The sequence below is a fragment of the Shewanella sp. NKUCC01_JLK genome, from assembly GCF_019345615.1.
Lineage (GTDB): Bacteria > Pseudomonadota > Gammaproteobacteria > Enterobacterales > Shewanellaceae > Shewanella > Shewanella oncorhynchi.
The window spans coordinates 81,624-95,202 of record NZ_JAHKRD010000012.1 but is presented as its reverse complement, the minus strand read 5'-3'; the positions used below and the strand labels follow the sequence as shown (position 1 = coordinate 95,202).

Here is a 13,579-nt window from a genome sequence, read left to right as displayed (position 1 = left end):
TGTGTCGGTATGGGGTTTCATGTATTTATGGTAAAAAGGTCGCTTGTTAAGGCGCTTTAAGGCTTTTTTATCTACATCATTGCTTTAGTGCCCAAGACTTCTATTTGCCGCGTCTTGATTGCCTGCAAGGTAGGCTTGTGTGTCCTGAGGTTGGAACACATTCACATTTGCTTGGGCCACTAAGCTCTTTTCTAGCTCAGTGCCGGCTTCGGGCAGCAGATAAATTTGGCAATCGAATACCGCTAATCCCGATTCCTCTTGATAGAGGCGGCTGACTTGGGTGCGATAGGTGCGCCCGAGCTCATATTGCTTGGCATACAAGGTTAATTTGCGCGATCCCAATAGAAAGCCCACGCGGATTTTATCATTGCGAAGCTTTGCCTCAACCCCAGCAAGGGCGGCAATACTTTGAGCCATATATTCGATACCCACATAATTGGGTACGGCTTGATGTTTATCATCGAAATAAGGGCTCTTGGCCGTGATAGTGACTTCGGTCTCTAGGTTATCGCGCCGATAGCCAATGATTTTATCGAGCAAAATCATCGGCGCCCTGTGGGGAATAAAATCGGCAATATCCTGTTCGGCAAAGGGTTGGTTAATCTTAAGTAACTGCATGGTACTAGGCCTCGTTACGGCAGAAAATCAGGCTGGCATTGCTGCCGCCAAAGGCGAAGGAATTGCTCATCACATAATTAAGCGCGCCCTTAGCGGCGACTTGATGGCGCTCGACTAAGGCAATGGGCGGATCCTGTGGATCGACTTGTCCGTCCCATTGATGGGGCGGCAGGGCTTGGCGGTGATTATGTGCTGAAAGTAATAAATAACAGAAGGCGGCTTCAATGGCGCCAGCGGCACCTAAGGTATGGCCGACTAAGGGCTTGGTCGAGCTACAAGGGGGCGTGTTCACGCCAAACACTTCAACCACGGCGCGGCTTTCCATCGCATCATTTTTAGGCGTGGCTGTACCGTGTAAGTTTATGTAACCAATGTCTTTTGTTGCAATGTGTGCATCTTGCAACGCCGCGTGCATGGCTTTGATCGCGCCTTCGCCTTCGGGGTGTGGCGCCGACATATGGTGCGCATCGCTCGACTCGCCAATACCCGCTAGCATGACCTCTGACTCGCCCAACGTCAGGACAAAAAGCGCCGCGCCTTCGCCGATATTGATGCCATCACGGTTGATACTAAAAGGATTGCAGTGGCCTTTCGAGACAGACTCTAAGGCGTGAAAACCATTGACTGTGAGTTGGCATAAACTGTCGACACCGCCGACAATCACAACATCACAGAGATTCGCCTGTAATAGGCGTTTGGCACTGGCAAACACTTTAGCGCTGGATGAGCAGGCGGTCGAAATCGTGTAGCAAGGGCCGTCTAGCTCAAAATATTGGCGTAAAAAGTCGCTGGTGCTGCCGAGCTCCTGCTGGAAATAGTGGTAATCCGCCGGAAAGTATCCGTGTTGATTGCGGTAGCTCAGCGCGGCTTCACCTTTTGAAATCCCTGACGTGCTTGTGCCTAGCACAACACCAATACGGGCATGACCAAAATCCCGTTTCGCTTGTTCAACTGTGGTCGCAATTTGCAGTGCGGCGCACAGCAGTAATTGGTTGTTACGGCAATCGAACTGAATGAGTTTTTCGGGAATGGTTGGTAGTGCTGCCGTCACGGGGGCAACTAAGGTTGGGTGCTCGAACAGGAGAGTGTCACTGCGCAGCATCGCACTGGTATCACCGGCGATCAGGCGGTCTAAAACCTGCTGGGGATCTTGCCCGAGCGGGGTACACAATCCAATCTGTGTAATAGCTACTCTGTTCATCATTGTGTGTCTTTTTACCATGGCACAGTTAAGTGCGGATGCTAACAGATTAAATAGGTTCGATTTCTAGCTCAAATTTAGCTTGTGGCATAGTTAAGCTGATGTGGGCTTGCCAAAGAGCATCGCCGATATTTTGTTGATAACGGATTTGCACCACATGGGTTTGCTGGCCGCTTTTACTGATCAAGGTGTCTTGACTATAGATCTGGCGACAGGGGATTGTATTCACTCGGGTGCCTATAAGCGTATCGCCCTGATTTCCCCCAACCGTATCGCAAAGGCCTGTGACTAAATGACCACCTTCTAAATGGGCGCGAATACTCTGCTCAGGCCAATAGATCAGTTGCATCATCGCCATTAAATACTCAGCTTTAAAATTGTCTCCTAGCAGCACGCTTTGTTCACTGCTGAGTGTATTACCATCATAAACTAAGGTAAACAAAGCCTGTCCGAGTGGCGCTAAGCCAACGAGCGTCATGCGCTCATCCTCTAACTCTAATTGAGTGAGCAGCTCGTGGGACTTATCACCCACTTTAATGCTGACCTTTTGGCTAAAGGACTGGGGTGAGGATACGCCCGTTTTGCTCTCGGTTTGCGGGCTGCTAATGTCGGCGGGTTTGGCCGTCGGCTTAGTCAGAGGCTTATCGGCTGCGGGGGCAAAATCATGGGGCAGTGGCGCCAAGCAATAACGCATGTCTTTAGCGAGGCCGACACAGGTTTGCCTGAACAGCAGTTCGCTACATCCCGTCAGCCCCAGACTGATGATCAGTAGCGCGGGGAACACTCGCCATTTCGCGTTAAAGTTGAGCGACATGCGGTTACGCCTCTGCAAATTCAGGAATGGCAACTTGGTTTTGGCACAATTCGACCACCATGTTCAGGCGGCGCTCCGAGTCTTTAACGAAGGGATTATTGAGGTCCCAAGCGTAGCCCGCCAGAATCGAGCAAATCATTTGCTTGATGCGTGGATTCGGTTCTTCATAGAAGATCACATCCTGAAAGCGGCCATCATACCAAGCTTGCACATAGGTGCGGAAGGTATTCACCCCCTGCATTAAAGGCGCTGAGTAATCGGCTTGCCAGTCAACCGTTTCGCCATTGAGTTGTTTAGTCACACATTTTGCTGCCATCGATGCCGATTGCATGGCGATAGTGACGCCGGAGGAAAATACCGGATCAAGGAACTCGCCGGCATTACCCAGTAGGGAGAACTTGTCGGTCGCAAGCCGTGACACATTGGCTGAATAACCCTTGAGTGTGGCGCATTCTTGGACCACCTTAGCGTTTGCCAGTAGGGCTTTTAGTCCTGGTTCTTCATTGACTATGTTCATCAATTGTTGCTCAAGCGAACCTTGTAAACGCGCAAGTAATTGCGGTTCTGCCACTACGCCGAGTGAACAACGGCCATTGCTAAAGGGAATGAGCCAATACCAAATGTCTTTATGCTCAGGGTGGACACTGATTAAAATCTTATTTCGATCAAAGTGAGGATCGCTGATGTTGTCTTCCATATGGGTAAAGATGGCGCTGCGCTGTGGTAGGCAAGATGGACTTTCTAAGTCGAGCAAGCGTGGCAACACACGGCCAAAACCACTGGCATCAAGCACATATTGGGCGCTGATTTGATAAAGCTCGCCCTGTTCATTGCGCACCATTAAGCATGGATTCTCGGTTAAATCTATCGCCTCGACGGTTTCACCGTAGCGGATGTCGACCCCTTGGCTTTGGGCTGTATCGGCTAACAGTTTATCAAAACTGGCGCGCTGCACTTGGAATGTGGTGCCCGGCCCTGGGGTAAATTTATCGGTAAAATCGAAGGTAGTGTAAGTGCCATTGCGACGAAAGGCGGCGCCATTTTTATGTTGGAATCCGGCGGCATTGAGCGCATCTAACATGCCGGCTTCTTCGATAAACTGCATGCAGCAGGGCAGTAAACTTTCACCGATGGAGAAACGGGGGAAATGTTGTTTTTCTAACACCAGCACGCGCTTGCCTTGTTGGTGTAGCAAGCTGGCGGCAATGGCGCCTGAAGGTCCTGCGCCGATAATAGCCACATCGACGGCAAGTGAATTTGGCATAGCCGATAAATCGTGAGCGGGTGTTGGCATGTAAAGTACGTTCCTTGTCGTTATCAGGACTTTTTAGTCGTTAAAATCAGTGGCGAAAGTAAAAAGGTTAAACCTATACCTAGCGATAGGGTTAAACCAAAATAATGAATCGCTTGGGTCTGGCTAAAGGCGAGTAAACCAAAGGCTAATAGGGTCGAGCAGGCGGACATAAATACCGCCATCATCACTGCCTTGCCGTGGTTTTGAGCAGAGGCAAAGAACAAGCTGTAGTCTATCCCAATCCCGAAAACTAAAATGAGCGCGAGTGCATGGAACAGACTCAGCGGCGAGCCCGTTAAGCCTAAAGTTGCAAGCGTTAGCAAGGCCGCAAGGGCTGGAACGGCAACGACAACCGCGGCTTTTTTAATGCCAAAATTCAGGCTAAACAACAAGAGTGCGATACCGAGTGCGAGCGCTAACAGCTTTAGGGTTAACAGTCGGTAATGGCCCATGACTGCGGAGATATCCGCGACTTTATCGATAAGTTGTACGCTTTCATCATGGGCAAAGCGCGCCTTGAGCGCGTCGATCTGCTGAATGCCGCCAAGCAAGACAATGGCACCATGCTCAGCGCTCGCGCCGCCATCATTTAGTGCACCACCATCATCATTTATCGCGTCATAGTCGGTGGCGTTGCCATTTGGTGCTAGCCACAGCGGTGCGAGTTGCTTGCCTGCCTCTAGCTTAAAGAAATCCGCTGGGGCGATATATTGGTCTTTAGCTGCTAAGTAGCTTGCTTGCAGCTCTGGCTTTAAGTTCTCATCCAACCCAAGGCCTGTTAGTACAGTATCTATCTGAGTTTGATAGATTTCGCCCTGTAAGCGATAAGCCGTGTCTTGCCTTTGATGGCAGGGAAGATACCGGCTGAGGCTGACGTAGTTGCCTAACTCTTGGTTCGCAATAGCGGCATCGAGTATGGGCGACATTCGCTCAAGCTGTTGCAGCAGTGCTTCTTCACTCGCGGCGCGTACCAGTAAGAATTGATTATCTGTGCCGCCGCTGAGTAGCTGCCTGAGCTTATTTTCAGGTTCAGTCACGCTCGCGGGGCTTTGCTGCAAATGGCGAATATCGTCATCGACGGTTAACTTGGTTACGCCAACCAGACACCACGCCACTATCACTAAAGCAAACATGCTCATGCCTAAAGGCGTGGTCAATCTGTTGGATAACTGAGTGAGGTTGGCAAGGTACTTCCCCGCTAACGCTAATGGGCGGGAGCCCGATGGCAAACGACTTCCCGCTAACAGTGGGTAGGCGAGAATGAGGGTGAGATAAGCCCCGAGCAGCCCCGCGGCGCAGAAAATCGCCACTTGCTGCATTCCTGGAAACGGCGCTAAACCTATGCCCACATAAGCTAAGGCACTGGTGATAAAGGCAAGCGTCACAGTGGGGAAGATATACGCGACCGTCGCCTGAGCGCTCCGCTCGGTATCGCTTAAGCGCTCGCAGTAAAAATGAAAGCTGTAGTCGATGGCAATGCCAATCAAGCTAGTACCAAACACTAAGGTGAGTAAATGCAGCTCGCCAAACACGCTTAAGGTAAAAGTTACGGCCAGCAACAGTCCGCTGGAAATGGTAACGATTGCCAACAGTAGTGGCATCACAGAGCGAAACGCCAGCCAGACTAAAGCTATTACCCCAAGTAAGGATGCAAGACCAAGGATCGAGATTTCACTCTTAGCCGTTTGGGTCGCCGCAATCGCGTGAAACAGGGCGCCAGCCTTAAGCAGGGTAATATCGGGATAGTTTTTTTCAACGGTATCCAAAGCTACTGTTAATGCCGTCATCTGCGCCAATTGCGCATTGGGATTAAAGGCACTTTCTTGGCCCTTTGCCATAACAACCGCAGCGACATTATCGCCTTGATTAGCCAGCAGAATACCCTGGCTGGCTCTGACTTTTGAACTTGGCGCGAGGGCGAGTAAATTGGCGGGGAATAACAGTAGTGGATCTTGGGCAAGTAAGTTGCTATTGGCGTAACTAAAGGCGTTGTAAAGCTGTGCAGTGGCCGCTTCAATCAGATTTCCAATGTCTTTCGTTGCTAACGCCTCAGCTTGTGGCGCTGTCAGTAATTTAAATCTGTGGGGGAAATAGTATTGCCCTAACGCTTCACCAAGCTGCATATCGGCGCTGCGAATCTCTGTGAGTGCAGCATTTTTTCCAGTAGCAACAAGGTCAGTTTCAAGCTTTTGCATCAACAGCTTAGCTGCAGCGATTGCCGTGGTTTCATCTTTGGCGACGAGCGCAATATAGACTTTATCGGCGAGCGTCGCTTCAACTTGGTTAAGGGCGCGCTCTGTGAGTTTGTCCTGCTGTAAATGGGGCAGCATTGCGAGAATATCGCTCTGCACTCTTGCGCCGTTTTGCCAGAGTTGCAACGTCCACAGACTGGCAGACAGCATTAATAGCAACCAAATGGTGAGGCGCCACTTGGGGGACGATTGTATTAGCGCTTGATTGGCGCGCGCGGTGAAGTTGGCGGCCATGGTTAAGGTTTATTCGCCTCTATCGCCACAGCATACTGCGTCAATTCGGTTTCGCTGAGTTTACCTTGGGAAAGCGCACTAAAGTCGATGCGGGTCATATCCTGTGGGCTCACACTCGGCGCTGCGCTCAGCAGCACTAAGGATTGCAAGGTATCGCCACCCTCTAACACCATATTGGCGATGGCTTTTTTCATTAAGGGATCTTTGGGCGTTAGGCCTAATTGCCATTGGCCGTCTGTGTTCAAGCTTTCTGTTATGAGGAAGTGCAGTTCGAAGTTCTCACTTAAACCGGAAATATCACCGCCGAGCATAGCGCGCACTAGGCTGGGCAATAAATCCCCCATAGCGGCTGCGCTCGTCGAGGCATCGGCCTTGCTGACCTGTACTCTACCTTGGCTATCACGCTGAATCAGTTGCTTATCTTTTAAAATTAGCAGGGATTCGAAGGGCTTTATTTGCTGCCAAATCAGTCCTTGGGTCTGATCGAAGATAAACTGACCTTGGCTGATTAACGGCTTTTTGAGCACTTTTAACTGCCGAGATTGCACAAAGTGACCTCGCACCGTTTCGCCCAAGTTAAGTTTTTGGCTTAAGGCGACAAGCTGCGCAGTATCTGCACTTTGGCTAAAAAGTGTTTGATAAGCGCCGGGCGCGGCTAAAGTCTCAGCCTTGAGTGGCAGGCTTATCAAAGCAAAAGCTAAGCAGAGGAGTAATGTACACTTCGCCAGCACAGGATTCTTCGTCAGCGCAGAGCTCTTGGCGAGTACTGAGTTCATTAGTCTTCAACCTTAGCGAGCAGGGTGGCTATTTTGTCACGGAACACCTCTGGGGTAACAAAGCACAATTCTTGGGTACTCATATCGACCGCCGCTTGAATGGTATAACCCTTAGTGATGCGCGCACCCGTTTCAACGTCGCGAATTTGATAATTGATCTTTAAGCGGTTTTCCCACTCGACTAACTCGGCGCGCACTGTGATTTTTTGCTCGAAGGTGCTGGCTTTGACGTATTTAATCTGCAAATCGATAATAGGCCACGCATAGTTAGATGCTTGCATTTGGCGGTAGTTGTAGCCCAACTCATCGAGCAGTTTGCAGCGAGCAATCTCGAAATAACGCAGGTAATTGCCATGCCAAGTGATCCCCATGGAATCCACATCGTGGAAGGGGATTTGCATTTCCATATCGATAGTGAGCAATGATTTCATCGGCACACTTCCCATTCGCCTGCTTGGATTTTAGCTATGGTTTGGCGCAGCACGGCTTCAAGCGGCCTATCTTCAATTAAGGTCTCAAAATCGGCGCGCACTTGGGCGAGGGTTTTCGCCAATGAATGCGTGAGCGAGGCTTCGTCCAGCTCATTTTGGGCGATACGCAGGCCAATACCTTGGGTCATGGCGAGCAGGGCTGCCGCCGCGACTTGTTCGGTCAATTGCAGCACGCGCATACAGTCGCGGGCGGCGATAGTGCCCATGCTCACCTTGTCTTGGTTGTGGCATTCGGTCGAGCGCGAGAATACGCTGGCGGGCATAGTGTGCTTGAGCGCTTCTGCTGTCCACGCCGATACCCCAATTTGCACTGCTTTAAAGCCATGATTAATCGCGCGGCGCGGGCCGGTTGAGCCGGATAAGTTAGCTGGTAAGCCATTATTAAACTTAGGGTCCATTACCAGTGCCATTTGGCGATCGATAAGGTCTGCTAAGTTAGCCACAGTATTTTTCAGTGAATCCATCGCAAAGGCGATATGGCCGCCATAAAAATGGCCACCGTGGAGAATATGCTCGCCTTCGCCGTCGACAATCGGGTTGTCGTTGGCGCTGTTGACTTCGGTTTCGATAAACTGACGCATAAACGGCAGCGCATCCTGCAACACGCCGATAATGTGCGGTGCGCAGCGGATGGAATATCTGTCCTGCAGCCTGTCCGAATTGCGCGGATGTTCGTGGTGATTTAAATCTTCCCGTATCCAAGTGGCGATTTGGTTTTGTCCCGGATGCGGTTTGGCGGCAAATAAGATTTCATCAAAATGGTTCGAGTTGCCTTTTAACGTTAACGAAGCCATAGCGGTAATGCGGCTACTTAATCGGGCAAGATATTGGGCGCGATCGAAGGCTAAACAGGCCAAGGCCGTCATTACAGCCGTGCCGTTCATCAGGGCTAAGCCTTCTTTTGGACGCAGGACATGCGGGATAATGTTGAGCTTAGCGTACACAGCTTGAGTCGCTTGGCGCTCACCTTGGTAAATCACTTCGCGCTCGCCGACTAACACGGCGGCCAAATACGACAGCGGCGTTAAATCACCGCTGGCGCCGACCGAACCTTCTTCTGGGATTACAGGGACTATGTTGAGATTGAGCAAAGTTTCGATGCGCTTTAATAGCTCATAGGTCACGCCAGATTTGCCAATGGCTAAGGAGTTTAAACGGCAAGCCATCACAGCGCGGGCCTGCATTATGTTTAAGGTCTCGCCTAAACCGCAGCCGTGGAAGCGGGTTAAATGCAGTGGCAATTCGTGGACCAGATCTAAGCTCACATTGACTGTGCAAGAGTCGCCATAACCAGTTGTTACACCATAAACCACGCCTTCTTCGTGCAGCAGGCTATCGATAAAGCGCGCACCTTTTTGGATATATTCTTGATAATCCGCATCGTCACAGAGCTTGACTGGTGCGCCCTTGGCGACGGCAACCACTTGTTCTAAGGTAAGAAATTGACAGCCGAACTCAACAGTCTTTAAGTCTGATTGATTCTTTGAGTCGGCGGCTTGGGTGTGGCTCATGAATGACTAGTCCTGTCTGTCTTATGATCCTGCTCTGGGATCTGCGGTGATGTTGACTCTGCTGTTACAGCATCGGCTTGTACTGAATTGGTTGATGCGCGTTCTAATTCGCTGTCTTTACGCCAAAAATCGAAGAAGTTAAACCATTGCAAAGGCTCGCGTCTGGCAAAGTATTCTAAACGTTCGCTGTAGCGATTTACCGCCTGCTGTAATCTGTCCATTCTGCCCGCTCGCGGGCCTTTTAGTGTTTCGGCGAAGCGCTCTAAATGCACCCGATAACGGCCCTGTTCCCGCAGGCAAAACATTAAAAATACAGGGCAATCGAGTAAACCTGCCAAAATAAACGGCCCTTGGGGAAACGCTGCGTCTTGCCCCATAAAGGGCGCGTACATGACGCGACCTTGGGTATTCGGCGAGGTTCTATCGCCCGCGATCACCACCAGTTCACCGGCTTCTATCTTTTGCTGCAACAGCATAGACGTCGCGGGGTTAAGCTCGGTCACTTGAATAAGATTAAGCGTGCTATCAGGGTTTAACTGCTTGAGTACCTTATTGAAATTTTCAGCATGGCTCGTTAACACCATGACGTTTACTTTGACCTTGCGCTGGTGGATGGAAATGGCGCGGCAGAGCTCTAAATTACCGAGGTGCGACACTAATAACACGGCGCCTTTACCGCTTTCGAGTTGGTCGGCCAGCACTTGGCGATCGGGGAAATCCACTTGGCTCAATTGGATGCGATCGCACCACGCATCGATTCTATCGAGTGCGGCATTTCCAAAGGCTAAAAAGTGATTCAGGCTATCGCGCCAGCCTGCAGGCTGGTTGAGCTTAGGATGTTGCGGCTCAAGTACTTGTACGCGGCGCAGGAAGTCTAACGAGGCGTTACGGGTGACTTTGCCCGTGAGAAAGAAATAGCAAATCACAGGATACATAATGGCGCGGCACAACCAATGGCCGCCAATACGATAGCTCTCGGCTAACAGTTTTATGCCCCAGTAACTGCCGCGCTCCTTCATGCCAGACCAATGGGTGGCTGAAGTCGATGATGTTGCTGACGAGCAATGGGAGTTTTGCGCGGCTTGTTGCTGTGATTTACGCTTCAATAGCCAAGGCAGGCGTTTGAGCATGCCGAAAAACAACTTGGTATGCAGTTTAGTGATGCGAACATTGTCGGCCACACCTTGAAAGTGACTAACACCACCTTCGGGATAAATCACCTTAGTCGGCTGGAATAAAATTTCTACCCCTTGCCAGTAGAGTTTGACGAGGATTTCAATATCAAAATCCATTCGCTCCGTTAATGCTTGCTGGCACAGTAATCGCTCGGTGGCGGCGAGGGGATAAACGCGAAAGCCACACATAGAATCTTGAATATCAAAGCTTAAGGTTTCGACCCACACCCAAAAATGGGTGATATAACGGCCATAAAGCCTGCCCTTAGGCACGGATTCATCGTACTCGGGTTTGCCTGAAATCAGCGCATCGGGTTTAGCCTGCGCCTTGGCTACCATAGCTGGAATATCGGCCAGATTGTGTTGACCATCGGCATCGACCTGCAGTGCATGACTAAAGCCATCGCGGTAGGCTCGGCGTAGGCCCGTCATCACAGCAGCGCCTTTACCACGGTTGTAAGGATGCAGCAGCAAAGTCACCCAAGGATAGGTTTGGGCTAAGGATTGCAGTAGATAACGGGTTTCGTCATTGCTGCCATCATCAATCAAATAACAGGGCAGATTAAATTGGGCGAGTTCGGCCAAGGTCTGGGCAATTGCGGCACTGTGATTGTAATTGGGGATCACTAAGGCGAGCTTGATGGGCGCCGACTCAACTAAGTCGCTGGGAGGTGTTAGCACTGGCTCGCCCCATCGCTGCTGTTAACGGGCGAGATATCGAAGGCGATACGACCTGAGGCGTAGCGGTTTTCACCATCGCTATAGGCGAAGGTGAGTTTCCCCTTAGCCGCATTATTGCTAATGCTTAGGGTGACTTCTTGCCCCGGCAGTATGAGTTGCTGAAACTTAAGCACTTCTAAGTTGGCTACGGTTTCGCAATAGCCGAAATATTGGCAGCCTAAACGCACCGCCCAATCTAATTGTGTCACGCCCGGTAGCACGGCTTGCTCGGGAAAATGTCCCTTAAAAGATTCAAGATCGGCCGCCACTAACAGACGTAATTCAATATTATCCATGCCGATATTGGAATGCAGGATCGGCGGTAAACTCGATTTAATCATGATCAAATAACTCGACTAACTGGGCAGTGACACGCTTACCCTGAGTGTTCAGCGGCAAAATATCGGGATAACGCCAGCGGCGTGGCAGGGTGACTCGCTCAAATTGCGTCAGTAAATGTGCTTTTAACGCATTGTTGATACTGAGTTTTCCCTGCTCTTGGTGCACACTGCGGCCAAGTGCGGAGAGGGTCACTACCGCGCCCAGTTGGGATTTAAACTGCGGCAATACGACAAGTGCGGCTTGCTCAACATAGGCATGGCTGCCTAACAGCGTTTCCATTTGTGCCAGTGATAGACGTTTTTCCTCTATCTTAACGATGCGATCGAGTCGGCCCTTGAGTCTAAACTGGCCATTTTCGGTCGGTTCGATTTTATCTTCGCAGCGCAACCATTCATCGTCGGCTAAATAAGGTGATTTAAGCAGCAAGGCTCCGTCGCTAGGATCTTGATCTATCGATATTCTGTCAAACACTTGCCAAGGTTCATCGGCCTCATGCTGACGGCGATAGGCGATGCCGCCCGTTTCTGTGCTACCAAAAATCTCGATGGGCAAATCGCCATAGCATTGGCTGATCCCCTGAGCCGCCGCAAAACTTAAGGGCCCGCCAGAGCTAAACACTAAGCTGGGTGAGCGCAGCTGCCGCTCGTGCTCTAAGGCCTTAGGTAAACGCGATAACTGGGCAGGGCTACTGATCAAACACAGGTTTGGCAGTAAGGCGGTGTAATAGCTTAAGGTTTCTGGGTATTCAATCTGCTCGCTTAAAAACGGCCGACTGGCGGCGAGTGGCCACAAAATCTTGAATAACAGGCCATAGATATGCTGGTGGGAAACCGTTGAAACCACACTGCAATGGGGTAAATGTTCGGCAAAGGTATGTTCGAGCACTGAGACTTCAACGTCTAATTGCTGAAGTGTTTTACGGATCGCCTTAGGTTCGCCACTGCTGCCGGAGGTAAATAGCACAAGTTCACCGATAACCTCGCTCGCCGGCCAAGGCTTGCTCGGCAGGCTCAGCTCTTTTCTCAGTAGAATAAAGGCCTGACTTTCACACAATGGCTTATCCGACAATATGCCTTCAAACTGGTGGGTTAACTCGCTCAGCGTGCCTGTTTGGGTGTTGGCTGGTAAGATAATTTCCTTGCCTGCTAACAGCGCCGCACATAAACCGACAGCAAACAGATCGCTGGTATCACTCGCGAGCAGCCATTTTTTCTCTGGCGCGGCCAGCAGTTGCTCGTAAAAATACGCCACCTGATTGGTAAATAAGGCACCTGTGACTATGTCGTGGTGATTAAAGCTGATCAGTTGTTGGGCAAATGGCCCTTGGGTTAACCAGTTTTTGAGTAGCTGTGTCATGTTTTCTTCAACCAAAAGCTGCGATATAACCACTCCCCAGCGAGGAGCAGTCCCATGAGTACGTATGCAATCAAACCGTTATACAAGGTCCAGGTTGCTAAGCTAGTAAAGCCAGCGGTGTAAGCCGCCATAGTGCCATTGAAGATAAATAAGCCGCACCAAAGTAGCGTGACTTTTTTAAGATACCCAGTGGCTTCATCCGGTAAATCGGGTTCTTTCAAACGGGCTAAACGCTCGATCATGCTAGGGCCAGTGTGCAGTGAATAACTGAACAGCGCCAGCATAGTGAGATTTATCACTACTGGGTAATACAGCAGCCAGTCACTGCGCTTGGTAAGATAACTGCCTGCCGTGAGCACAATCCCCACTAATAGTGGTAAAACTAATGTCTTAACCCTTTGCTTTTGTAGCATTAGCCGCACTATCAGCAATAAACACAGCACGAGCGCTATGGTGCCAGCAGGCAAGTAACTGAGCCCTAAATACACGGCAACGGGGTAGGCCAGCAAAGTTAGGGCGGTTAAGACCTGTAGCAAGGCTCGCATTAGGTTCTCACTAAACCTTCGATAGCATTAATCACATCGTTGATTGTGCGAACTGATTTAAATTCATCGGGTTGGATCTTTTTACCTGTCAGTTGCTGCAGCTTTATCACTAAGTCGACGGCATCAATACTGTCGAGATCGAGCTCTTCATACAGGTTGGCCTCAGGCGTAATCGCCTCGGCATCAATTTCGAACTCGTCCACTAAAATAGTGGTCAGCATAGCGAGGATTTGTTCACGATTTTGCATAT

The 13,579-nt window shown here is 50.3% G+C and carries 13 protein-coding genes; all 13 read right to left on the bottom strand.

Features of this window, described 5'->3' with window-relative positions:
* Nucleotides 1–84 precede the first annotated feature (84 nt).
* Genes KO537_RS14245 through KO537_RS14185 form a run of 13 tightly spaced genes read right to left on the bottom strand, consistent with a single transcriptional unit; the run spans nt 85 to nt 13,577 of the window.
* Nucleotides 85–618 carry a hotdog family protein gene (locus KO537_RS14245; RefSeq protein ID WP_219234708.1) on the bottom strand — a complete coding sequence of 178 codons (534 nt, stop codon included), beginning with the start codon at nt 616–618 and terminating at the stop codon, nt 85–87.
* A gap of 4 nt (nt 619–622) precedes the next feature.
* Complete coding sequence (locus KO537_RS14240) at nt 623–1,822, bottom strand: beta-ketoacyl-[acyl-carrier-protein] synthase family protein (protein WP_219234707.1); 1,200 nt, start codon at nt 1,820–1,822, stop codon at nt 623–625.
* A gap of 46 nt (nt 1,823–1,868) precedes the next feature.
* Nucleotides 1,869–2,633, bottom strand: coding sequence for a DUF3261 domain-containing protein (locus KO537_RS14235; RefSeq protein WP_173242750.1), 765 nt, complete (start codon nt 2,631–2,633; stop codon nt 1,869–1,871).
* 4 nt (nt 2,634–2,637) lie between these two features.
* Nucleotides 2,638–3,927: an NAD(P)/FAD-dependent oxidoreductase gene (locus KO537_RS14230; RefSeq protein ID WP_219234706.1), complete on the bottom strand. Its 1,290-nt coding sequence runs from the start codon at nt 3,925–3,927 to the stop codon at nt 2,638–2,640.
* A 23-nt stretch (nt 3,928–3,950) separates the two neighbouring features.
* The gene (locus KO537_RS14225) at nt 3,951–6,413 is read right to left on the bottom strand and encodes an MMPL family transporter (RefSeq protein ID WP_219234705.1); all 2,463 of its coding nucleotides are present in this window, start codon (nt 6,411–6,413) and stop codon (nt 3,951–3,953) included.
* A 2-nt stretch (nt 6,414–6,415) separates the two neighbouring features.
* Nucleotides 6,416–7,189, bottom strand: a complete 774-nt coding sequence (locus KO537_RS14220; protein ID WP_219234704.1) for an outer membrane lipoprotein carrier protein LolA — start codon at nt 7,187–7,189, stop codon at nt 6,416–6,418.
* Entirely contained in the window at nt 7,189–7,620 is a 432-nt protein-coding gene (locus tag KO537_RS14215) for an acyl-CoA thioesterase (protein WP_006086613.1), read from the bottom strand. Before KO537_RS14215 ends, KO537_RS14220 begins: the two co-directional genes overlap by 1 nt.
* Nucleotides 7,617–9,191: an aromatic amino acid ammonia-lyase gene (locus KO537_RS14210; protein WP_219234703.1), complete on the bottom strand. Its 1,575-nt coding sequence runs from the start codon at nt 9,189–9,191 to the stop codon at nt 7,617–7,619. Before KO537_RS14210 ends, KO537_RS14215 begins: the two co-directional genes overlap by 4 nt.
* Nucleotides 9,188–11,047, bottom strand: a complete 1,860-nt coding sequence (locus KO537_RS14205; protein ID WP_219234702.1) for a glycosyltransferase family 2 protein — start codon at nt 11,045–11,047, stop codon at nt 9,188–9,190. Before KO537_RS14205 ends, KO537_RS14210 begins: the two co-directional genes overlap by 4 nt.
* Nucleotides 11,041–11,427: a thioester dehydrase gene (locus tag KO537_RS14200; protein ID WP_219234701.1), complete on the bottom strand. Its 387-nt coding sequence runs from the start codon at nt 11,425–11,427 to the stop codon at nt 11,041–11,043. Before KO537_RS14200 ends, KO537_RS14205 begins: the two co-directional genes overlap by 7 nt.
* Nucleotides 11,420–12,784 carry an AMP-binding protein gene (locus KO537_RS14195; RefSeq protein WP_219234700.1) on the bottom strand — a complete coding sequence of 455 codons (1,365 nt, stop codon included), beginning with the start codon at nt 12,782–12,784 and terminating at the stop codon, nt 11,420–11,422. Before KO537_RS14195 ends, KO537_RS14200 begins: the two co-directional genes overlap by 8 nt.
* Nucleotides 12,781–13,329, bottom strand: a complete 549-nt coding sequence (locus tag KO537_RS14190) for a hypothetical protein (RefSeq protein ID WP_219234699.1) — start codon at nt 13,327–13,329, stop codon at nt 12,781–12,783. The genes KO537_RS14195 and KO537_RS14190 overlap by 4 nt, the downstream gene beginning before the upstream one ends.
* Nucleotides 13,329–13,577, bottom strand: coding sequence for an acyl carrier protein (locus tag KO537_RS14185; RefSeq protein WP_014609665.1), 249 nt, complete (start codon nt 13,575–13,577; stop codon nt 13,329–13,331). Before KO537_RS14185 ends, KO537_RS14190 begins: the two co-directional genes overlap by 1 nt.
* Nucleotides 13,578–13,579: the final 2 nt, after the last annotated feature.